Below are 20,717 nucleotides of genomic sequence, written 5' to 3' on the forward strand. Positions count from 1 at the left end.
GCGCCGGCATGATCTCCCCCACCACCGGACGCGCCATCGCCCCCGACGGCAGCGGACCCACCTCCCCATCCCCCACAAACCCCCAGTCGCCCAGCGCGACCCCCACCTCCGGTGGTGGCAGCGGGTCGATCAGGGGTGTCGCCTCAGGCCGCTGCGTGGACGTGCCGAACGCGAGCACCTCCGACGGCACCCAGGTGCAGCTGTACGACTGCAACGGCCAGACCAACCAGACCTGGAGCTCCACCTCTGCCGGTGAGATCCGCGTGTACGGCAACAAGTGCCTGGACGCGGCCGGCACCGGCAACGGCGCCAAGGTGCAGATCTACAGCTGCTGGGGCGGCGACAACCAGAAGTGGCGCGTCAACTCCGACGGCAGCATCCAGGGCGTCCAGTCCGGGCTGTGCCTGGACGCGGTCGGGCAGGGCACCGGCAACGGCACCCAGATCCAGCTGTACGCCTGCCACGGCGGCGCCAACCAGAAGTGGACCTGGAACAGATAGCCCGACCTGTGGCCCGTAGTGCGGAACACGTGCGGAACACCCCCGGCGCACCGCGGGCCACGACCCGGCCACCCCTTGATCGTATGAACCTGGCCGTCGGTCTCCCGCCGCGTGGGCCGACCGCCGGGAACGGTGCGGCGCTCTCCCGGAGCGCCGCACCCCTTGTCGTCCGCTCGTCCTATTGCGAACGTACGAGTGTTCGCGCACCCCGCCAGCCGGGGAAACACATCGCGAGGCGCTCACGCGTTGCTACGGTGAGCGCATGACGGCAGAGGCATGGAGCGAAGCGCCATTGAGTGACACGCACGGTCTCCCGAGCTGGATCTTTCCTCCGGCGGAAGGTTTCAAGGCGGCCGACCTCGATCACATGCCGCAACTTCCTGCGCACACAGAGTTGATTGATGGAAGCTTGGTCTTCGTGAGCCCCCAAGCCTCCTTTCACACGCGAGCTGTCGATCTCCTCACAGCGGGACTGCGGCGTCATCTGCCCCGGGGGCTGCGCGCACGCCGCGAGATGAGCGTGATACTTGGCCCACGCCAACGGCCGGAACCGGATGTCTGCGTCATCCGCGCCGAGGCGGACCAGGCACCGGAACAGACGGCCTACGAGGCGAGTGACGTGCTTCTGGTCATCGAGGTCGTCTCGCCGGACTCGGAGGAGCGGGATCGCAAGCGCAAGCCGCAGCTCTACGCCGAGGCGGGGATCGCGCACTTCTGGCGCATTGAGAACCAGGCGGGGCGGCCCACGGTCTACGTGTACGAACTCGACCCGGCCACCACGGCATACGCGCTGACCGGGATCCACCACGACCGGCTCAAGCTGGCGGTGCCCTTCGACGTGGACATCGACCTCACCGAGATCGACGCTCTCTGAACTCCGCCCACGACGGGCCGGGCGCTCTCCGGCCTCGAAAACGTCAGCACGACCGGGGGACGGTGACGAATGTTCAGCGGCAGACGTCCTGCGCGTATCTAATGAATCCGCTCCTCGTGAAGCTCTCCCCCGGATACCCGCCGGCGATCTGGCCCGGCTTCAGGTCGTCGAAATCCGCCAGCGTGAAAGACACCTGACCGTAGGACATGTCCTTGCCCGCATCAGGCCACGCCATGAGGCGGTAGGTGACGCCGGGCACCAGCAGGGCGTCACCGGAAAGCAGGATCCAGTCCGATCCCGGCGACTTCGGATCCAGCCACGTGAAATGGTCGCGGCCTTTCGCGGTGGTGAACTTCGCCACCGGCTTCTCCGACTCTCTCTCCTCGATGAAAACCGTGATCTGGCGGGGCGGGGAGTCGTCGCACCAGGTGACGGAGGGGGCGCCGTCGTTGGACCGCATGATGCTGACCGCGCCCCCTCTCGTTGCGTGCAGGCCGCGAGTACGGCCACAAGCGTGAAGGCGGCCGCGACGACGGGGAGAAGGCGGCTCATCAACATCGCGTGTGTCTTCCCCATCAGGTCGAGCCGGCTGTCGTCGAGCCTCGGGCCGTAGGCCGTCATGCAGGCGTCCCGCCGTACCGCCGACACATCCCGGCGTTTGGTGTCCGCGCCGGCCGCGCCGCTGGTGGCCCCGGAGACCATGGTGTCGTCGCGGTCGTCACCATTCTCGGGGTGCGGGAACGGTGTCCATGCAACCAATCGGAATTTACCGGCACGAGATCATCGACGTCCATCGCAACCAATGTGATCTGCACCATTGAGGAAATCCATCTTTTCTCTAGATCTCACCGAGAAGACACGGCGGGAATGGCGCGCGCCGAACTCGGGAAGCAGCCACCCTCCCCGCTCTCCCGGCACCCGGCACACCGGTGGCGGTCAGGCGCGCGGAGGCGATCACCGTGAAATGGGCATTGATCCTCTGGTTACCCGCGCGTATCGTCCAGAGTCGAGCCTCGCTCACGTTCGCGCGCGTGAACAGCACCGCCCTCGGTCCCTTCACCCCCCGACATCGCGAAGGGAAGTTCCCCCATGCACGCGCGCCTTCGACGGGCGATCACCGCTGCCGCCGCGCTGGCCCTCGTCGCCGTCGGCCTGCCGGCGGCGCCGGCCGCCGCGGCCCCCTACTACCCGTCCGACGACTACTGCCTCGGCCAGTGCGCCGACATCCTGCCGCCCGGCCAGAACGGCAACGCCACACTCGTCGACATCCTGGGCAACCAGGCCCTCGGCACGTATCCGGCCCACAGTAAGGACCAGCTCGGCAAGTACGCCGACCTGCTCTCGGGCTACACCGGCCTGACCGACGAGCAGATCTCCGCGTTCTTCAACGACAGCGCGTTCGGCGTGCCGGCGAACCAGGTCGAGAGCACGGTGAGCCCGCGCTCGGACGTCACCATCGTCCGCGACAAGGCGACCGGCGTCCCGCACGTCACCGGCACCACCCGCGAGGGCACCATGTTCGGCGCGGGTTATGCCGGCGCGCAGGACCGGCTGTGGCTGATGGACCTCATGCGCCACGTCGGCCGCGGCGAGCTGACGCCGTTCGCCGGCGGCGCCGCGGGCAACAGGGAGCTGGAGCAGAGCGTCTGGCGCAACTCCCCCTACACCGAGGCCGACCTCCAGGCCCAGATCGACCGGTTGAAGACGGCCGGGACCCGGGGCGCCCAGCTCTATGCGGACGTGCAGAACTACGTCGCCGGCATCAACGCGTACATCGACCACTGCATGGCCGGCCGCAACTGCCCGGGTGAGTACGTGCTCACCGGCCATCTCGACGCGATCACGAACAAGGGCGGCCCTGAGGACTTCCGGATGACCGACCTGATCGCGATCTCCGGCGTGATCGGCGGCCTTTTCGGCGGTGGGGGCGGCGCCGAGATGCAGTCCGCCCTCGTACGCGTGGCCGCGCGGGCGAGGTACGGCACAGCCGCGGGCGACCAGGCGTGGGCGTCGTTGCGCTCGCAGAACGACCCGGAGACCGTGCTGACCCTGCACAGCGACCAGAGCTTCCCCTTCGGGACGGCCCCGGCCGGCGCGACCGGAGTGGTGCTGCCCGACGCGGGCACGACCGCGCCGGTCGACATCACGGCCAACGAGACCGGCACCGCGAGGTCCGCCACCACGCAGGTCACGAGCGCGCTGACCGGGCTCACCGTGGACAGCTCCAAGCCGGACATGTCCAACGCCATCGTGGTCTCGGCCGCCAAGGCGACCGGCGGCCACCCGATCGCCGTGTTCGGCCCGCAGACCGGCTACTTCGCGCCGCAACTGCTCATGCTGGAAGAGCTGTCCGGGCCCGGTGTCCGGGCACGCGGCGCGGCCTTCGCCGGGCTCAACCTCTACGTGCTGCTCGGACGCGGCACCGACTACGCCTGGAGCGCCACCTCCGCGGCCGAGGACATCACCGACACCTACGCAGTGACGCTCTGCGACCCGAACGGCGGCACGCCCACGGTCGCCGGCGACCACTACCTCTACCACGGCGTCTGCACGCCGATGGAGACGCTGAAGAAGACCAACTCCTGGAAGCCCAGCACGGCCGACTCCACCGCGGCCGGGTCGTACGACCTGGTCGTCGAGCGCACCAAGTATGGCCTGGTCACCTGGCGGGGCACGGTCGGCGGCGTGCCGACGGCCTTCACCACGCTGCGCTCGACCTACCAGCACGAGGCGGACTCCGCGATCGGCTTCCAGATGTTCAACGACCCGGCGGAGATGGGCTCGGCGGCGGCCTTCCGTGACTCGGCCTCCACCATCGGCTTCGCGTTCAACTGGTTCTACGTGAACTCCACCGACGCGGCGTACTTCATGTCCGGCAACGTCCCCGTGCGGTCGGCGGTGTCCGACCCGAACCTGCCCATGACGGGCGACGCCGCGCACGAGTGGAGCGGCTTCGACCCCGCGGCCAACACGGCGTCCTACGTTCCGCCTTCGACGCACCCGCAGGCGGTCAACCAGGACTACTTCGTGAGCTGGAACAACAAGCAGGCCAAGGACTTCGGCGCGTCCGACGGCAACTTCAGCTTCGGGGCGGTCCACCGGGCCGACCTGCTCGACGCGCCGGTCAAGGCGGCCCTGTCCTCGGGCACCCTCGACCGCGCCGGGGTCGTGAAGATCATGGCAGCGGCGGCGACGACCGACCTGCGCGGGTGGAAGGTGCTCCCCAAGCTGCTGCGCGTGATCGACAGCGCGTCCGTGTCCGACCCCGCCCTGGCCTCGGCCGTCTCCAAGCTGTCGGCCTGGGCCGCCGCCGGCGCCAGGCGGGAGGAAACCGCCAAGGGCAGCAAGACCTACGCCCATGCTGACGCCATCCGGATCTTCGACGCCTGGTGGCCGAAGCTGGTGCGGGCGCAGTTCCGGCCCGGACTGGGCGACGGGCTCTACCAGTCGCTGGTCAACGCGTTGCAGATCAACGAGTCGCCGTCCGGGCACCAGCAGGGCGACGTCTCCTCGCTGCCCGGCTCGGCCAACGAGGCGCAGGCCCACAAGGGGTCGTCGTTCCAGTACGGCTGGTGGGGCTACGTGGACAAGGACATCCGGGCCGTGCTGGGCGACCCGGTGGCCGCTCCCCTGCCGGCGAAGTACTGCGGGGCGACCGTGGCGGCCTGCCGTACGGTCCTGCTGGACAGCCTGTCGGCTGCGCTCGCCGAACCGGCGGCGACGACCTACCCGGGTGACGACTCCTGCTCGGCGGGCGACCAGTGGTGCGCCGACGCCGTCCGGCAGTCGCCGCTCGGCGGCGTCAAGCACTCGCTGATCTCCTGGCAGAACCGGCCGACCTACCAGCAGGTGGTCTCGTTCCCGGCCCACCGAGGCGACGACGTGACCGACCTCGCCCTTGGCCGTACGGCGAGCGCGTCGAGCACACAGGGCTCCTACACCCCCGCCAAGGCCGTCGACGGGGACCCGGCCAGCCGGTGGGCGAGCGGGTGGAGCGACAACCAGTACGTCCAGGTCGATCTAGGCTCGGCGAAGACCGTGGGACGGGTGATCCTGCGCTGGGAGACGGCCTACGGCTCGTCGTACCGGATCCAGACCTCGCCGGACGGCGCCACGTGGACCACCGTCGCGCAGACGACCACAGGCGACGGCGGCGTGGACAACGTCACGTTCGCGCCGACCGGCGCGCGGTACGTGCGGATGCAGGGCGTAAAACGCGGCACCGGCTACGGCTACTCGCTGTACTCCTTCGAGGTGTACGGCAGGTAGGACGGCGGTCAGCCCGGCTCGCGCCAGCCCTCGCCCTCCTCGGCGAGGGCGTCGAGCCGGGCGAGGTCGTCCGGGCCGAGGGCGCCGTGCGGGTCGTCCACGACGACCACCCACTGGGCGTCCTCGGCGTCGTCCTCGCCCGCGAGCAACTCACGGAGGACGCCGGGAACGCCGAGTGCCGGGAACAGCTCGGCGACGGTCTCGGCGGACTCCTCCGCGCTGTCCCGCTCGGGGAACACCAGCAGGTGACGCAACGCTCCTCCGGGAGAGACGACCGCGGGTGCCGGCCCGGTGCATCCGCACGGCGTGGCTTCACACCGGCCGGCACCCGCTCAGGCGATCATGCCCAGGTGATCATCGCTCAGGCGCCGCGGAGCTGGGCTCCGGTGCGCTCGGCGGCGAGGGCGACGGCGGCGTCGCGCGCCGCCGTGGTCTCCTCCGCCGTGAGCGTGCGGTCGGGCGCCCGGAACCGCAGCGTGTAGGCCAGGGACTTGTTGCCCTCGCCCACCTGCGGGCCCGTGTAGACGTCGAACAGCCTGATCGATTCCAGCAGCTCGCCCGCCCCCGCCCGGAGGGCGGCCTCGACCTCGGCGACCGGGGTGGAGACGGCGACGGTCAGCGCGACGTCCTGCGTGGCCACCGGGTAGGCGGACACGGCGGGCGTCTGCACCGGCCCGTCAGGGCTGAGCAGCGACAGCTCCAGCTCCATCGCGCAGGTGCGCGGCGGCAGCCCGTAGGCCTCGACGACCCGGGGGTGCAGCTCGCCGGCGTGACCGGCAAGCACCGTCTCACCGGTCTCGGCGTCGGTGACGGTCAGCGCGGCGCATCGCCCGGGATGCCACGGCTCGTGCTGATCGGCCCGGACGCCGAGCTCCACGCCCGCCGCGCGCGCGACCGTGCGAGCCGCCTCGACCGCGTCGGCCCAGGACGCCTGCCGGCCCTCGCCCCACCAGCCGGAGCGCTCGAACTCTCCCGCCAGCACCACGGCCACCCGGAGCGGCTGCCTCGGCAGCGCCGCCTCGATCGCCGCCAGCTCCTCCTCCGTGGGCCTGCGGTCGACCGGGAGGACCGGAGCCGTCGCAGGGGCCTGCGGCTCGGGCCGGTAGACCAGCCCGGACTCGAACAGCGCCACGTCGGCGTGGCCGCGGCCCACGTTGCGCACCAGGGTCTTCAGCAGGCCCGGCAGCAGCGTGGTCCGCATGTACGGCTCGTCCTCGCTGAGCGGGTTGACCAGCCGGGTCGCCCGCCTGCGGGGGTCCTGCTCGGGCAGCAGCAGGTTGTCGAGGTCGCGCGGCCCCATGAACGGGTAGGCGAGCACCTCCACGTATCCCGCGTGGGCCAGGGCGCGGCCCACTCGGCGGCGCATCCGCTGCGCCTCGGTCAGCCCGCCCCCGGCCGGGGCGGGCGGCAGGACCGACGGGATGCGGTCGTACCCCTCCAGCCGGATGACCTCCTCCGCGAGGTCGTTCGGGTCGGTCAGGTCGGGGCGCCACGTCGGCGGTGTGACCGTGATCAGGTCGTCGCCGTGGGCGGTCAGCCGGTCGGCGAGGTCGCCGGAGGCGAGCACCCCGGTGGCCGCGACGCCGTGCCCGGCCGAGGCTGCGGGGGTGGCGCCCTCCGTCACCGTGCAGCCGATCTGCTCCAGCCTGCGGATCACGGTCTCCCGCTCGTACGTCACGCCCGCCACACGGCTGGGGTGGTCGGCCGGGATGGTGATCCGCACCGGCGAAACCTCCACCTGGGTGTGGGTCACTCCGGGGCCGGCGACGGCCCCGCCCAGCTCGACGAGGAGCTGGACGGCACGCCACGACGCGGCCAGCGGCAGCTCGCGGTCGACGCCGCGCTCGAAGCGCTTGGACGCCTCGCTCACAAGGTTGTGCCGCCGCGACTCGCGGGCGATGCCGGTGGCGGAGAAGTGCGCCGCCTCGATGACGATGTCGGTCGAGACCTCGGAGATCTCCGTGTGCAGGCCGCCCATCGTGCCGGCCATCGAGATCGGGCCCGAGTCGTCGGTGATGAGGATGTCCTCGTCGTGGAGCGTCCGCACCACGTGGTCGAGCGTCTCCAGGGTCTCCCCCGGCCTGGCCCGCCGTACGACGATCGGGCCGGACAGGCGCGACCGGTCGAAGGCGTGCAGGGGCTGGCCGAGCTCCAGCATCACGTAGTTGGTGATGTCGACGGCCAGCGAGACCGAACGCATGCCGGCGCGGTCCAGCCGCACCCGCATCCACAGCGGGGACTCCGCGGCCGGGTCGAACCCGGTGACCGAGCGCAGCACGAAGCGGTCGCAGGCGGAGGGGTCGGCGATCGACGCGGGCCACGACTCGCCGCCGCCGGACTCCGCCTCGGTCGCGGCCGGGTCGCGGAACGGCACGCCGAACGCGATGGCCGCCTCGCGGGCGACGCCGCGGATCGACAGGGCGTATCCGCGGTCGGTGGCGACCTCCAGTTCGAGCACGTCGTCACGCAGGCCGAGCAGCTCGACCACGTCGGCGCCGATCGGGGTGCCCTGCGGCAGCAGCAGGATGCCCGGAGACGACTCGGCGATGCCGAGCTCGGCCTCCGAGCAGATCATGCCGTCGGACAGGCGCCCGTAGGTCTTGCGGGAGCCGATCTCGAAACCGCCGGGAAGCACCGCGCCGGGCAGCGCGACCGGGACCACGGCGCCCACGGAGAAGTTCGTCGCGCCGCAGACGATCTCACGCGGCGTCGCCTCCCCCACCTCGACCTTGCAGTGCCGGATGGGCTTCTTGAACCCGGTCAGCTCCTCGATCTCGAGGACCCGGCCGACCACGACGTTCTTGATCTCGTGGCCGTGCGAGTGGATGGCCTCCAGCTTGAGGCCGGCGGCGGTGAGCCGGTCGGCCACCTCCTGGGCGGTGACCGCGGGGAGATCGACGTACTCCCGCAGCCATGAAAGCGGGACCTTCATCAGACCTCCATCCCGAACGGCAGGGTGAACCGGATGTCGCCCTCGACCATGTCACGCATGTCCTCGGCGTTGTGGCGGAACATCAGCGTCCGCTCCACGCCCATGCCGAAGGCGAATCCCGAGTAGACGGCGGGGTCGACGCCGCAGGCCAGCAGCACGCGCGGGTTGACCATGCCGCAGCCGCCCCACTCGATCCAGCCCTCCGACTTGCAGGTGCGGCAGGGCGGGTTGCCCGGCACCGCCGAGGAGCCGCGGCAGACGAAGCAGCGCAGGTCGAGCTCGGCCGACGGCTCGGTGAACGGGAAGTAGTGCGGCCGGAACCGGGTGGTGATCCCGGCGCCGAACATCACCTCCGCGAACCGGTCGAGCGTGCCCTTGAGGTGGGCCATCGTCAGCCCCTTGTCGATCGCCAGGCCCTCGACCTGGTGGAAGACCGGCGTGTGCGTGGCGTCCAGCTCGTCGGTGCGGAAGGTCTTGCCCGGCGACACCACGTAGACGGGCAGCGGGCGCGACAGCAGGGCCCTGATCTGCACCGGCGAGGTCTGGGTGCGCAGCACCTTCCCCGAATCGACGCTCTCCACGAAGAACGTGTCGTGGTCGGACCGGGCCGGATGATCGGGGGCGATGTTCAGCGCGTCGAAGTTGAACCACTCGCCTTCGAGCTCGGGGCCCTCCGCCATCTCGTAACCCATCGCCACGAACGCGTCGGCGATGCGCTCCTGCAAGGTGGTCAGCGGGTGCCGGGCGCCTCGCGGCGCGCGGTCCCAGGGCAGCGTGACGTCGACGGTCTCCTCGATGAGGACCCGCGCGTCCCGCTCGGCCTCCAGCTCGGCCTGGCGGGCGGCGAGCGCCTCACCGATGGCCTTGCGCGCGGCGCCGATCCGCTTGCCCGCCTCGGCGCGGGCCGCCGGCGGCAGTGCGCCGATCTCACGGTTAGCCAGTGCGATCGGCGAGCGGTCGCCCGCGTGGGCGAGCCTGGCCTGCTTCAGATCGTCGAGGTCGCGCGCCGCGGCGATGGCGGCGAGGGCGTCGGCCTGCGCCTGCACGACCTCGTCGGCGTGCAGCGGCGTCACCTCGACCGGGTCATAGGTGTTCGACAAGAGAGAGCTCCGTATCCAGGGGCTGCGAGCGCCCTGCGCTCAGCGTGGTCAGTTTAGTCCGATCAGCCCACCGGGCCGTCCTCCGCGCGATCGGCCTGTGGAAAAGGCTCAGGCGAAATCAGGGGTGCCGGTGGGCAAGGTAAATCGGAACTCCGCGCCGCCGCCGGGCGCGCGCTGCACGCTGATGGTGCCGCCGTGGGCCTCGACGAGGCCCTTGACGATGAACAGACCGAGGCCGGTCCCTCCTCGGCGGCGGCCGTTGCCCCGCCAGAACTGGCGGAAGACGCGGCCGACCAGCTCGGGGGCCACGCCCTCACCCTGGTCCCGCACCGACACCGCCACTCCCCATTCGACCGGCTCCACCACTATGGTCACCGTACCGCGTCCGTGGCGCACCGCGTTTTCCACCAGGTTCGCGAGAACCTGGTCAATCTTGTCCTGATCGAGCCACATCTCCGGCAGTTCGCCGAGGACCTCCAGCCGGAAACGGTCCTCCGGCTCCCCCGCCGCCACCCTGCCGGCGATGATCCTGCGGGCCCGGGCCGGCACGTCCACGATCTGGCGGTGGATCTCCAGCCTGCCGGACTCGATGCGCGAGACGTCGAGCAGCTCGGTGATCAGCCGCGTCACCCGGTCGGCGTCCGCGTTGACCGTCTCCAGCATGACGCGCTTCTGGGCGTCGGTGAAGCGGTCCCACTTGGCCAGCAGCGTCGCGGTGAACCCCTTGACGCTGGTCAGCGGCGAGCGCAGCTCGTGGGCCACGGTCGAGACCAGGTCGGCGCGGCTGCGCTCGATCCGAGCGCGCGCCGAGGCGTCGCGCAGCGTGATCACGACGCGCTCAACGCGGCCGCCGCGCGGCGGCGTGCGGACGAAACGCGCGGCGACCAGCATCTCCTGGCGTCCGGGCAGGTGCAGCGGCCGTTCCGGCTGGCGGCTGCGGGTGGACAACCCGCCCTGCGGGTCGAGCCACTTCCACCAGTCGCGGCCGTCCTGGTCGCGCATCGGCAGCACGTCGCCGATGGGCCTGCCCACCGCCGCCTCGCGGGCCACCCCGGTCAGGCGCTCGGCGGCCCGGTTGACCATCAGGATCAGGCCGTCGGCGTCGGTGGCGACGAGGCCGTCGGGAAGGTCGTCGACGTCGATGTGCGCCCGCCCTCCGGCGTCCCCCTCAAGGGCGCCGCCGGGGGTGTCGTCACCTCGCACGAGACCGCCTCCTCGAGCTCCGGAACTGCGCGCGCCGCCGACGTCCTGCGCGACTCCTTCGCCGACAATAGCGGGTTTCCCGGGCTCGGCAGCAGCCTCAGAGCGCCGGGGTAGTGGGATCTTCCACGGAATGTAAGGTCTGCCGCTGAGCGCGCGCGGAGGCGTACAGGCAGACCGCGGCGGCGGTGGCGAGATTCAGGCTTTCCGCCCGGCCGTAGATCGGGACGCGCACCACCTCGTCGGCCAGCGCGAGGAGCTCGGGTGGCAGTCCCCACGCCTCGTTGCCGAACAGCCAGGCGGCGGGCGCGTCCAGGGCGACCTCGTCGAGCGTCCGGGTGCCCGCGCCGTCGGCCGCGAACACGCGCAGCCCCGCCTCCCGCGCGTGCCGTACGGCGTCCGCCACGGAAGTGCCGGTCACGACAGGCAGGTGGAACAGGCTGCCCGCGCTGGCCCGCACGCACTTGCCGTTGTACGGGTCCACCGACGCGTCGGTGAACACCACCGAGTCGGCGCCCGCGGCGTCGGCGGTGCGCAGGACCGTCCCGGCGTTGCCGGGATCGCGCACGTGGGCGAGGATCGCCACCAGGCGGGCCCCCCGCGGCACCGCCTCGGCCAGCGGTACGTGCACGAACCGGCACACGGCGAGCAGGCCCTGTGGGGTGACCGTCTGGGTCAGCTCCGACATGACCTCGCCGCTCGCGCGGTGGACCGGGACGCCCGCCGCGAGGGCGGCGGCCACGATGTCGGCGTGCCGCGTCTCCGCCTCGACCGTCGTGAACAGTTCGACCGTGACGTCCTTGAGCGCGAGGGCCTCGCGGACCGCCTGCGGCCCTTCCGCCAGGAACGCCCGGTCGCGGTCCCGGAAAGCCCGCTTGGTCAGCCTGCGGGCCGCCTTGACGCGCGGCGACTTGATGTTGGTGAGCTCCGCCATGCCCGCTTGTCCCCCCTTGACGTGAATGAGGGCCCGCCGCAGGCGGCGGGCCCTCGTCTGTGCGCAGGTGTCAGGCGACCGGCGCGTTCACGTCGGACGGGAGCGCCTTCCTGGCGGACTCGACCAGCGTGGCGAAGGTCTGCGCGTCGTTCACCGCGAGGTCCGCGAGGATCTTGCGGTCCACCTCGATGCCGGCCAGGCGCAGGCCCTGGATGAACCGGTTGTAGGTGATGCCGTTCGCGCGGGCGGCGGCGTTGATCCGCTGGATCCACAGCCGGCGGAACGTGCCCTTCTTGTCCTTGCGGTCCCGGTACGCATAGGTCATCGAGTGGAGCATCTGCTCCTTGGCCTTGCGGTAGAGCCGCGACCGCTGCCCGCGGTAACCACTTGCCCGCTCGAGGACGACCCGGCGCTTCTTCTTGGCGTTGAGCGCCCGCTTCACGCGTGCCATGTTGTTCTATCTCCCCGGGTCGTTACTTCGCGAGCAGCTTCTTGATCTTCTTGGTGTCGGCGTCGGACATGACGACGACACCCTCGAGACGGCGCGTGCGAGTGGACGGCTTGTGCTCGAACAGGTGCTGCCGGTTGGCGCGGCGGCGGACAACCTTGCCGGATCCGGTGAGCCGGAACCGCTTCTTCGCACCGCTGTGCGTCTTCATCTTCGGCATCTCAGCCGTCTCTCCTCTTTCGTCCGTGCCGACGGCCCAGGCTCGTAGCCCGGGCCGGCGGCCTGCCTTACTCCGCGAGACCGCCCCGGTCTCGGTTTCCGTGTACGTCTGCGGTGTCCCGCCGGGTGGTGCAGGCGGGCGTCACTGCGGCTGTGCGGCCTGCTCCTCGAGGGGCTCCGCCTCTTGCTCGCCGGTGCCGCGGGCCTTGGCGGCGGCCTTCTCGGCCTTCGCCTCGGCCTTCTTCTTGTGCGGCCCGATCACCATGATCATGTTGCGACCGTCCTGCTTCGGCTGCGACTCGACGAACCCCAGGTCGGTGACGTCCTCGGCGAGGCGCTGCAGGAGCCGGAAGCCCAGCTCGGGCCGGGACTGCTCGCGGCCCCGGAACATGATCGTGACCTTGACCTTGTCTCCGGCCTTCAGGAAGCGCACGACGTGACCCTTCTTGGTCTCGTAGTCGTGCGGGTCGATCTTCGGCCGGAGCTTGATCTCCTTGATGATCGTGTGCGCCTGGTTGCGGCGGGCCTCGCGTGCCTTCATGGCCGACTCGTACTTGAACTTGCCGTAGTCCATGAGCTTGCAGACGGGCGGGCGGGCCGTCGCCGCGACCTCCACCAGGTCGAGATCGCTCTCCTGCGCCAGCTTCAGTGCATCGCCGATGGAGACGATGCCGACCTGTTCGCCGTTCGGGCCGACGAGGCGCACCTCGGGCACGCGAATACGGTCGTTGATGCGGGGCTCGGTGCTGATGGGACCTCCAAAAGACTTCCGCTTGTCTCGACCGTGCGGGCGAAAAACAAAACCCCGCACGTCACGCATGCGGGGTCACTGAGCTCTCCTGCCGAAAACTCCGGTGTGATCCTTAACCCGCCCGCCTTTCGGCGGAGCAGGTGGGAGGAGGACCTCCGCTTGCGCGTCCAGCTCATGCCGGACCGATCGAGTTCCTACGCTACCACAAACCGGAAGGCCCTCCGATGTATTCCTGGGGCTCCCGTGGGGGTGCCACGGGAGCCCCAGGGGGCCGCTCAGGAGGCGGCGCGCCGGGCGATCTCGGCCTCGCCGGCGGCACGCATGGCCTCCACCGGCACGTCCGTGCGGCCGGTCATCAGCTCGACCTGCCGCACGGCCTGGTGCAGCAGCATCGGCAGGCCGCCGATCACGGTGCGCCCCCGCCTCCCCGCCGCAGTCGCCAGCGGCGTCGGCCAGGGCGCGTAGACGACGTCGAACAGCGCCGCCTTCTCGGACAGACGGGCCGCGACCCGCTCGGCCAGCGCGTCGGCCGCGCCGGACGGCAGCGTGGAGACCACCAGGTCGGCCTCGGGATCGAAGTCGCCGAAGGAGCGCAGGGTCACGGTCGCGCCGAGGCGCTCGGCGACTCTCAGGGTCTCTCCCGCCCGGCTCGGATCGCGCACGACCAGCGTGACCTCCGCGAGGCCCATCTCTCGCAGAGCGGCGACGGCCGAGGCGGCGGTGGCGCCGCCGCCGAGGACGACCGCGGAGGCCGGCGCGGGCACGCCCGCCTCCGCGAGCGCCCGGACGATGCCGTACACGTCGGTGTTCTCGCCGTACCGCGCGCCGTCGCGGAACACCACCGTGTTGGCGCCGCCGACCGCCAGCGCGAGGTCGGAGACGACGTCGAGCAACGGCAGCACGGCGCGCTTGAGCGGCATCGTGAGCGACAGCCCCGCCCATTCCGGACCGAGCCCGCCGATCAGATCGGCCAGCCCGTCCTCGGCGCACTCGATCGCGTCGTACCGCCAGTCGTGCAGTCCCATCGCCGCGTACGCCGCCCGGTGCAGGACCGGGGAGAGCGAGTGCGCGATCGGGGAGCCCAGCACGGCGGCGCGACGACCGGTCCCCTGGCCGGTCACGGTCATTTGTTGTTCCTGTTGAACTCGTCGCGGAGCTTCCAGAACTCCGACTCCTTGTCGGTGAACTTGGTGATGCCCCGCTTGGGGTCGACCGTCACGAAGTACAGCCAGTTGCCGTCCGCCGGGTGCAGCGCGGCCTCGATCGCGTGGTCGCCGGGGTTGCTGATCGGACCGGGCGGCAGGCCGAAGTACTTGTACGTGTTGTAGCGCGAGGTGCTCTCCAGGTCGGCGTGCGAGGCCGCGATGCCGTACTTGTTCAGGCCGTACATGACCGTGCTGTCCATGCCCAGCTTCATCTGCGGGTTGGAGGTCAGCCGGTTGTAGATGACCCGGGCGACCTTCGGCATGTCCTCGGCGCTGCCCGACTCCGCCTGCACGATGCTGGCGATGGTGACGATCTGCTTGGCGCTGAAGCCGAGCTGCTTCGCCTGGCCCTCCAGGTCGACCCGGTCCGCGGTCTGGTTGAACCGGTCGACCATCTTGGTGAGGATCTGCTGCGGGGTGAGCTTGCTGCTGATCTCGTACGTCGCCGGGAACGCGAAGCCCTCCAGACGGCCCTTGGCGTACGAGGGAAGCCCGATGTCGGCACGAGCGGCCTTCTTGAAGTCCTCGACCGGCTTGCCCGTGGCGGTGGACAGCTCCTCGTAGATCTTGCTGAGCCGCAACCCCTCGCGGATGGTCAGCCGGTTGAGCACCCGGTTCTTGGGGTCGAGCAGGGCCAGGGCCGACGCGGCGGACATGCCCTTGCGCATCTCGTACTGGCCCGGCTGGAGCGAGGAGCTCTTTCCGGCCGCGCCGATGGCGTTGACGAACGCCCGCGCGCTGGCCACGACGCCCTCGTCTTCCAGCATCTGGGCGACGTCGGTGGCGCTCGCGCCCTCCTCGATCTCGACGACGACCTCTCCGCGCCCCTCCCCGGTGAAGTCCTTGGGGATCATCACGCTGCGCGCCCAGGTGAATCCGAAGTAGCCGAGGCCTCCGAGGACCGCGACGATGATCACGACGGCGAACAGCGTGGCGACCCTGCCCTTGCGCCGCTGTCTCTTGCGGCGTCTGCGGCTGCGCCGCTGCTGGGTCCGGCTGCCAGAGGACCGGCGCCGGGGAGAACCGTCGTCGTCCTCGGCGCCGAGCAGGAAGTCCATGTCCAGATCATTCATAGTGCGCTGGCCAATCTCTCGGTACGAGAGGCCTCCCGTCAAGCGGGTGTGCCAAACCGAGGGGGTTCGGGACAGGGGGTTCCGCGGGGGGCGTTCCCGATATATGGAGCCCCGCCCGGGGGCGGCGGGGCCGTACGGACGCACCGAGCGTGCTCCGGAATCCGCGGGGGCGGCGCCGCGCGGATGCCTCAGGAGACGATCAGTTCGTCCCGAGATACCTGTTCAGCTCCTCCCGATATTTCCTGAACTCCGCCTCTTTGTCTGTGAATTTGGTGATTTTACGACGAGGATCTGTGGTGACGAACCAGTACCACGTGCCCTCGGCGGGGTGGAGGGCGGCCGTGAGCGCGCTCTCCCCCGGATTGCCGATGGGCCCGGGCGGCAGCCCGGGGCGCGCGTAGGTGTTGTACGGCGAGTCGACCCGCGTGTCCTCGTTGCTGACCTTGAGGGTGTGGCGGTTCAGCGCGTAGTTGATGGTGCTGTCCATCTCCAGCTTCGCGCCGCGCGCGAGACGGTTGTACACCACTCTGGCGATCTTGGGGTAGTCGGCCGGGACACCGCCCTCGGCCTGCACGATGCTGGCGACCGTCACCGCCTGCCTGGGCGTGAGCCGCATCCGCGGCGCCAGGTCCTCCAGCTTCACCTTCGCGGCGGCGACGCGGAACCGGGCCGTCATCTTCCTGAGCAGATCGACGGCGGTCATCCCCGGCTCGATCTCGTACGTCGCGGGGAACAGGAACCCCTCGGCCGTCCCCTCGGCGTACGCGGGCAGGCGCAGGCGCCGGGGCTCGGCGACGGCGGTGGCGAAGTCCTTTGCGGGAATGCCGGTCCGGTCCGCGAGGATGCGCAGCACCTCGCTCGTACGCAGCCCCTCGGGCACGGTGACCGTGCGCACGACCCTGCTCGCGGGCGCGAGCAGCAGGTCGAGGGCGCTCGCGGCGGCCATGCGCCGCCGCAGCGTGTAACGGCCCGGGTGCAGGCCGCTCTCCTTGGAGCGCGTGATCACCTGCTCCACGAACGACTGGGCGCTGGCCACCACGCCGGCCCGCTCCAGCGTCTTGCCGATCTCGGCGGCGCTCGCCCCCGGCGTGATCTCGATCGTGACCGTCCCCGAGCCGCCGCCGGAGAAGTCGGGGGCCTCGTCGGGCTGCCCGACCACCTGGTGCACGCCGTACGCCACCGCCACCGCGACCAGGGCGAGTCCCCCGGCCACGGCGGCCGCGGTCCGCCTCACCGTCCGGTCCCGCCGCTCGCTTCCTCACCGGGCCCGGCGCCGGGCCGCGGTGGTTCGAGAGGTCTGCCGGGGGGATTGCCGGTGGCCCGCTCGCCGTCGAGCGCGGCCTGCAGCAGCACGACGGCCGCCGCCTGATCGATCACGTCACGCTGGTTGCGGGCCTTCACACCGCTGGAACGCAGGCCCTGCTGGGCGCTGACCGTGGTGAGCCGCTCGTCCACCAGCCGGATCGGGACCGGAGCCACCCGCGGGGCCAGCCGCGCGGCGAACTCGCGCGCCGCCCCGGCGGCGTGGCTCTCCTTCCCCGACAGCGACGTGGGCAGCCCGACCACGATCTCGATCGCCTCGTGCTCGGCCGTGATCTCCGCGATCCTCGCCAGGTCGCCCCGGCCGCGCCGTACGGTCTCCACCGGCGTGGCCAGCAGACCCGACGGGTCGCTGCGGGCCACGCCGATGCGGACGGAGCCGACGTCGACCCCGATCCTGACGCCGTGCCTCATCGGCCGCTCACGCCACCGCGGAGGAGATTGCCTCCTCGACCGCGCGAAGCGCGTCGCCGATCGCCTCGGGCCGCGTGCCGCCGCCCTGGGCCACGTCGTCCTTGCCGCCACCGCCACCCCCGAGTGCCTTGGCGGCGACGCCGACAAGCCGGCCCGCCTTCAGGCCCCGCTCGCGTCCCGCCTCGTTGACCGCGGCGACGACGACCGGCCGGTCGGAGGGGACGCCGGAGACGACGACGACCGCGGCGCGGTCGCCAGGGAACCTGCCGCGCACATCGAGGGCGAGTTTACGCAGGTCGTCGGCGGTGGTGCCATCAGGCGCGCGGTGCGTCACCACGGAGACGCCCTGCATGTCGCGGGCCTGCGCGGCGAGCTCGCCGGCCACCGCGAGCACCTGCGCCGAGCGGAGCTTGTCCAGCTCCTTCTCCGCCGTACGCAGCCGGGTGACGATGCCCTCGATGCGCTCGGGCAGCTCCTCGCGGCGCGTCTTGAGCTGCTCGCTGAGCTGGGCGACCAGCACGCTCTCGCGGGCCAGGAACCGGAACGCGTCGATGCCGACGAGCGCCTCCACGCGGCGCACTCCCGCGCCGATGGACGACTCGCCCAGCACCTTCACGAGACCGAGCTGGCCGGAGCTGGCCACGTGCGTGCCGCCGCACAGCTCGCGGGAGTAGTCGCCGACCTCGACGACCCGGACCTCGTCGCCGTACTTCTCGCCGAACAGCGCGAGCGCGCCCATCGCGCGGGCCTGCGCCTGGCTGGTGTAGAACGCGTTGACCTTGAGGTCGTTGATCAGGACGGCGTTCACCTCGTCCTCGACGTCGCGCAGCATCGACGGGGAGACGGCCCCGGCCGCGGTGAAGTCGAAGCGGAAGCGGCCCGGGGAGTTCTCCGAGCCCGCCTGGGCCGCCGACTCGCCGAGCGCGTTGCGGAACCCCCGGTGGACCAGGTGGGTCGCGGTGTGGCTGCGGGAGATCGCGCGGCGCCGCTCCAGGTCGATGTCGGCCTGCGCCTGGTCGCCGACCCGCACCTCGCCGGTGCGCACCTTGCCGCGGTGCACGACGAGGCCGGACACCGGGGACTGGACGTCCACGATCTCGATCTCCGCGCCGCCCGTGCGGATCAGGCCCTGGTCGGAGAGCTGACCACCGCCCTCCGCGTAGAACGGGGTGCGGTCGAGCACGACCTCCAGCGTGGTCCCCGCGCCCGCCGCCGGAACCGACGCGCCGTCGACGAGCAGGCCGATGACGTTGGCCTCGGCGGTGGTGTGGTCGTAGCCGAGGAAGTCGACCTTCCCGGACTTCTCCAGGATGCCGGTGAACACCGAGATGTCGGCGTTGCCGGTCTTCTTCGCCGCGGCGTCCGCCTTGGCGCGGTCCCGCTGCTCCTTCATGAGCCGGCGGAAGCCCTCCTCGTCCACCTGGAGGCCCTGCTCGGCCGCCATCTCCAGGGTGAGGTCGATCGGGAAGCCGTAGGTGTCGTGGAGCTGGAACGCCTGGTCGCCGCCGAGCGTCGAGGCGCCCTTGCGCTTGGTCTCCTCCACCGCGACGTCGAAGATCGCCGTACCGGTGCGCAGCGTGCCGAGGAACGACGCCTCCTCGGCGTCGATGACCGTGTGGATGTTGGCCGCGTCGGCCTTGAGCTCGGGGTACTGCTCGCCCATCACGTCGATGGTGACGGCGGTGAGCGGGTGCATGTGCCGCTCCTCGCCCGCGCCGAGCAGGCGGAGGTTGCGGATCGCGCGGCGCAGCATGCGGCGCAGCACGTAGCCCCGGCCCTCGTTGGACGGCAGCACGCCGTCGCCGACGAGCATGACGCCCGCCCGCATGTGGTCGGCGATCACCCGCAGCGACACGTCGGCGCGCTTGTCGCGCCCGTAGCGCGACCGGGTCAGATCGGCCGCCGTGTCGAGGATCTTGTACGTGGTGTCGATCTCGTAGATGTTGTCGACGCCCTGCAGGATGGCCGCCATGCGCTCCAGGCCCATGCCGGTGTCGATGTTCTTGGCCGGCAGCTCGCCCGCCACGTCGAAGTCGATCTTGCTGCGGACCGCGCTGAGCTGGAACTGCATGAAGACGAGGTTCCACACCTCGAGGTAGCGGTTCTCGTCGGCGATCGGCCCGCCCTCGCGGCCGTACTCGGGGCCGCGGTCGTAGTAGATCTCCGAGCAGGGGCCACCCGGCCCGGGGACGCCCATGTGCCAGTAGTTGTCGGCCAGGTCACGGCGCTGGATGCGGTCGAGCGGCAGGCCCACCTTGCGGTGCCAGATGTCCTGGGCCTCGTCGTCGTCCAGGTAGACGGTCGCCCACAGGCGCTCCTCCGGGAAGCCGAAGCCGCCGTCGGACTCGGGCCGCGTCAGCAGTTCCCAGGCGAACGGGATCGCCTGCTCCTTGAAGTAGTCGCCGAAGGAGAAGTTGCCGAGCATCTGGAAGAAGCTGGCGTGGCGGGTGGTCTTGCCGACCTCGTCGATGTCGAGGGTGCGCATGACCTTCTGCGCGCTGGTCGCCCGCCGGTACGGCGGCGTCTGCTGCGCCAGGAAGTAGGGCTTGAACGGGACCATCCCCGCGTTCACGAGAAGCAGTGTCGGGTCCTCGGCGACCAGGCTGGCCGAGGGCACGACTGTGTGCCCGCGCTCCTCGAAGAAGCGCAGGAAGCGGCGCGCGATCTCTGCCGACTCCATTTCAGCGGCCGTCCTTTACGTCGTAGATTGAGTTCTTGCTTGTGGTGCTTCCATCAACCGTCTCGAGCCCGAACTCGGCGCGCAACTCGGTTTCCCTGCTCGCCGACAGCCGGCGCACCTCGCCGGCGAAGTCCCTGAGCTGATCCGTGAGGCTCACCGCGCGGTCGGCGGTGCGCCTGGCCACGTGGTCGGGCCGCAACGACTGAAGCTTACGCATGGTCCAGACCGCGAGGAACACGCCCAGGGACATGTAGAAGAGCCGCCGGATCATCCGCGTCCCCTCCCGATGGCCCGGCGCTCCACGGCGCGCTCGGCCGCGTGCCGCTCGCTGATCCTGTCCGCGGTCCTCGGGCCGGTGCGGGGGCCGGTACGGGGGCCGCCGTGGGCGGCACGCCGAGCCGGAACGCCGCGGGCGGCGCGCCGGGCCAGCGCCAGGCGGACGCCGTCCCTGAAGGCGGAGATCTTGAGCACCGGACCGGCGAACAGCGTGGACGCCACCCCAGTGATCTTGACCATGTTGCCGCTGACGTCACGCATGTTGTCCGTGATCTCCTCGGCCGCCGCCAGCCGCCGGTTGGCCTCGGAGACGGTCTGGCTCATGTCGTCGAGGAGCGGGGCGATCCGGTCGCTCAGCTCGGCCACCGACTTGCGGGTCTCGGTCAGCAGTCTGGCCAGCCTGACCAGCACGACGACCATGAAGCAGACCAGGATCACCCAGAAAATGGCGACCACGAGGCCCGCCAGCTCTCCCGCGGTAAGCATGTGCCGATCTCCCTAGATCAACGGAGCTGGAATGGC

Annotated in this window: 19 protein-coding genes; 3 read left to right on the top strand and 16 right to left on the bottom strand. The window is 71.0% G+C overall.

Annotated elements, in window-relative coordinates; translation table 11 throughout:
- Together BXA11_RS05205 and BXA11_RS05210 are read left to right on the top strand one after the other, a co-directional pair.
- A partial coding sequence (locus BXA11_RS05205) for an RICIN domain-containing protein (RefSeq protein WP_143734095.1) occupies window positions 1-500 on the top strand: 500 nt, incomplete at its 5' end.
- A gap of 262 nt (window positions 501-762) precedes the next feature.
- Window positions 763-1,374: a Uma2 family endonuclease gene (locus tag BXA11_RS05210; protein ID WP_076433211.1), complete on the top strand. Its 612-nt coding sequence runs from the start codon at window positions 763-765 to the stop codon at window positions 1,372-1,374.
- Between the two features lie 73 nt (window positions 1,375-1,447).
- Here BXA11_RS05210 and BXA11_RS05215 read toward each other — a convergent pair whose 3' ends face one another.
- Window positions 1,448-1,735 (bottom strand): hypothetical protein, encoded by a 288-nt coding sequence (locus tag BXA11_RS05215; RefSeq protein WP_143734096.1) that lies wholly within the window; start codon window positions 1,733-1,735, stop codon window positions 1,448-1,450.
- Window positions 1,736-2,463: 728 nt separating this feature from the next.
- Here BXA11_RS05215 and BXA11_RS05220 point away from each other — a divergent pair.
- Entirely contained in the window at window positions 2,464-5,643 is a 3,180-nt protein-coding gene (locus BXA11_RS05220; RefSeq protein ID WP_076433215.1) for a penicillin acylase family protein, read from the top strand.
- Window positions 5,644-5,651: 8 nt separating this feature from the next.
- Here BXA11_RS05220 and BXA11_RS05225 read toward each other — a convergent pair whose 3' ends face one another.
- The 15 genes from BXA11_RS05225 to BXA11_RS05295 form a co-directional block, all read right to left on the bottom strand.
- Window positions 5,652-5,897 (bottom strand): hypothetical protein, encoded by a 246-nt coding sequence (locus BXA11_RS05225; RefSeq protein ID WP_030504930.1) that lies wholly within the window; start codon window positions 5,895-5,897, stop codon window positions 5,652-5,654.
- A gap of 107 nt (window positions 5,898-6,004) precedes the next feature.
- Window positions 6,005-8,575: a phenylalanine--tRNA ligase subunit beta gene (locus BXA11_RS05230; protein ID WP_076433217.1), complete on the bottom strand. Its 2,571-nt coding sequence runs from the start codon at window positions 8,573-8,575 to the stop codon at window positions 6,005-6,007.
- The gene (gene pheS, locus BXA11_RS05235; protein ID WP_030504932.1) at window positions 8,575-9,675 is read right to left on the bottom strand and encodes a phenylalanine--tRNA ligase subunit alpha; all 1,101 of its coding nucleotides are present in this window, start codon (window positions 9,673-9,675) and stop codon (window positions 8,575-8,577) included. The genes BXA11_RS05230 and pheS overlap by 1 nt, the downstream gene beginning before the upstream one ends.
- Window positions 9,676-9,783: 108 nt before the next feature.
- On the bottom strand, window positions 9,784-10,878 hold the full coding sequence (locus BXA11_RS05240; protein ID WP_076433219.1) for a sensor histidine kinase: 1,095 nt from the start codon (window positions 10,876-10,878) through the stop codon (window positions 9,784-9,786).
- Window positions 10,879-10,975: 97 nt separating this feature from the next.
- Entirely contained in the window at window positions 10,976-11,809 is an 834-nt protein-coding gene (locus BXA11_RS05245) for a TrmH family RNA methyltransferase (RefSeq protein ID WP_076433221.1), read from the bottom strand.
- A gap of 70 nt (window positions 11,810-11,879) precedes the next feature.
- Window positions 11,880-12,260: a 50S ribosomal protein L20 gene (gene rplT / locus BXA11_RS05250; RefSeq protein WP_030504935.1), complete on the bottom strand. Its 381-nt coding sequence runs from the start codon at window positions 12,258-12,260 to the stop codon at window positions 11,880-11,882.
- A gap of 22 nt (window positions 12,261-12,282) precedes the next feature.
- Complete coding sequence (rpmI, locus tag BXA11_RS05255) at window positions 12,283-12,477, bottom strand: 50S ribosomal protein L35 (protein ID WP_030504936.1); 195 nt, start codon at window positions 12,475-12,477, stop codon at window positions 12,283-12,285.
- Between the two features lie 141 nt (window positions 12,478-12,618).
- Window positions 12,619-13,296: a translation initiation factor IF-3 gene (infC, locus tag BXA11_RS05260; RefSeq protein ID WP_076433223.1), complete on the bottom strand. Its 678-nt coding sequence runs from the start codon at window positions 13,294-13,296 to the stop codon at window positions 12,619-12,621.
- Window positions 13,297-13,502: 206 nt separating this feature from the next.
- On the bottom strand, window positions 13,503-14,354 hold the full coding sequence (locus BXA11_RS05265; RefSeq protein WP_076433225.1) for a shikimate dehydrogenase: 852 nt from the start codon (window positions 14,352-14,354) through the stop codon (window positions 13,503-13,505).
- Window positions 14,351-15,505, bottom strand: coding sequence for an endolytic transglycosylase MltG (mltG, locus tag BXA11_RS05270; protein ID WP_076433227.1), 1,155 nt, complete (start codon window positions 15,503-15,505; stop codon window positions 14,351-14,353). The genes BXA11_RS05265 and mltG (BXA11_RS05270) overlap by 4 nt, the downstream gene beginning before the upstream one ends.
- Before the next feature lie 199 nt (window positions 15,506-15,704).
- A complete protein-coding gene (gene mltG, locus BXA11_RS05275; RefSeq protein WP_076433229.1) occupies window positions 15,705-16,739 on the bottom strand; it encodes an endolytic transglycosylase MltG in 1,035 nt (344 codons plus the stop codon).
- Entirely contained in the window at window positions 16,736-17,239 is a 504-nt protein-coding gene (ruvX, locus tag BXA11_RS05280; protein WP_076433231.1) for a Holliday junction resolvase RuvX, read from the bottom strand. Before ruvX ends, mltG (BXA11_RS05275) begins: the two co-directional genes overlap by 4 nt.
- Before the next feature lie 7 nt (window positions 17,240-17,246).
- Entirely contained in the window at window positions 17,247-19,919 is a 2,673-nt protein-coding gene (alaS, locus tag BXA11_RS05285; protein WP_076433233.1) for an alanine--tRNA ligase, read from the bottom strand.
- A 1-nt stretch (window position 19,920) separates the two neighbouring features.
- Window positions 19,921-20,190, bottom strand: coding sequence for a hypothetical protein (locus BXA11_RS05290; protein WP_076433236.1), 270 nt, complete (start codon window positions 20,188-20,190; stop codon window positions 19,921-19,923).
- Entirely contained in the window at window positions 20,187-20,681 is a 495-nt protein-coding gene (locus BXA11_RS05295) for a DUF948 domain-containing protein (protein ID WP_076433238.1), read from the bottom strand. Before BXA11_RS05295 ends, BXA11_RS05290 begins: the two co-directional genes overlap by 4 nt.
- Window positions 20,682-20,717: the final 36 nt, after the last annotated feature.

Source organism: Microbispora rosea (assembly GCF_900156315.1).
Classification (GTDB): Bacteria; Actinomycetota; Actinomycetes; order Streptosporangiales; family Streptosporangiaceae; genus Microbispora; species Microbispora rosea.

What these genes read in the sequence shown, in the direction of transcription:
- BXA11_RS05210 (WP_076433211.1), top strand. Translation starts at nt 763, where the DNA reads ATGACGGCAGAGGCATGGAGCGAAGCGCCATTGAGTGACACGCACGGT.
- BXA11_RS05220 (WP_076433215.1), top strand. Translation starts at nt 2,464, where the DNA reads ATGCACGCGCGCCTTCGACGGGCGATCACCGCTGCCGCCGCGCTGGCC.
- BXA11_RS05230 (WP_076433217.1), bottom strand. Translation starts at nt 8,575, where the DNA reads ATGAAGGTCCCGCTTTCATGGCTGCGGGAGTACGTCGATCTCCCCGCG.
- BXA11_RS05245 (WP_076433221.1), bottom strand. Translation starts at nt 11,809, where the DNA reads ATGGCGGAGCTCACCAACATCAAGTCGCCGCGCGTCAAGGCGGCCCGC.
- rplT (WP_030504935.1), bottom strand. Translation starts at nt 12,260, where the DNA reads ATGGCACGCGTGAAGCGGGCGCTCAACGCCAAGAAGAAGCGCCGGGTC.
- rpmI (WP_030504936.1), bottom strand. Translation starts at nt 12,477, where the DNA reads ATGCCGAAGATGAAGACGCACAGCGGTGCGAAGAAGCGGTTCCGGCTC.
- infC (WP_076433223.1), bottom strand. Translation starts at nt 13,296, where the DNA reads ATGCGTGACGTGCGGGGTTTTGTTTTTCGCCCGCACGGTCGAGACAAG.
- BXA11_RS05265 (WP_076433225.1), bottom strand. Translation starts at nt 14,354, where the DNA reads ATGACCGTGACCGGCCAGGGGACCGGTCGTCGCGCCGCCGTGCTGGGC.
- mltG (WP_076433227.1), bottom strand. Translation starts at nt 15,505, where the DNA reads ATGAATGATCTGGACATGGACTTCCTGCTCGGCGCCGAGGACGACGAC.
- ruvX (WP_076433231.1), bottom strand. Translation starts at nt 17,239, where the DNA reads ATGAGGCACGGCGTCAGGATCGGGGTCGACGTCGGCTCCGTCCGCATC.
- alaS (WP_076433233.1), bottom strand. Translation starts at nt 19,919, where the DNA reads ATGGAGTCGGCAGAGATCGCGCGCCGCTTCCTGCGCTTCTTCGAGGAG.
- BXA11_RS05290 (WP_076433236.1), bottom strand. Translation starts at nt 20,190, where the DNA reads ATGATCCGGCGGCTCTTCTACATGTCCCTGGGCGTGTTCCTCGCGGTC.
- BXA11_RS05295 (WP_076433238.1), bottom strand. Translation starts at nt 20,681, where the DNA reads ATGCTTACCGCGGGAGAGCTGGCGGGCCTCGTGGTCGCCATTTTCTGG.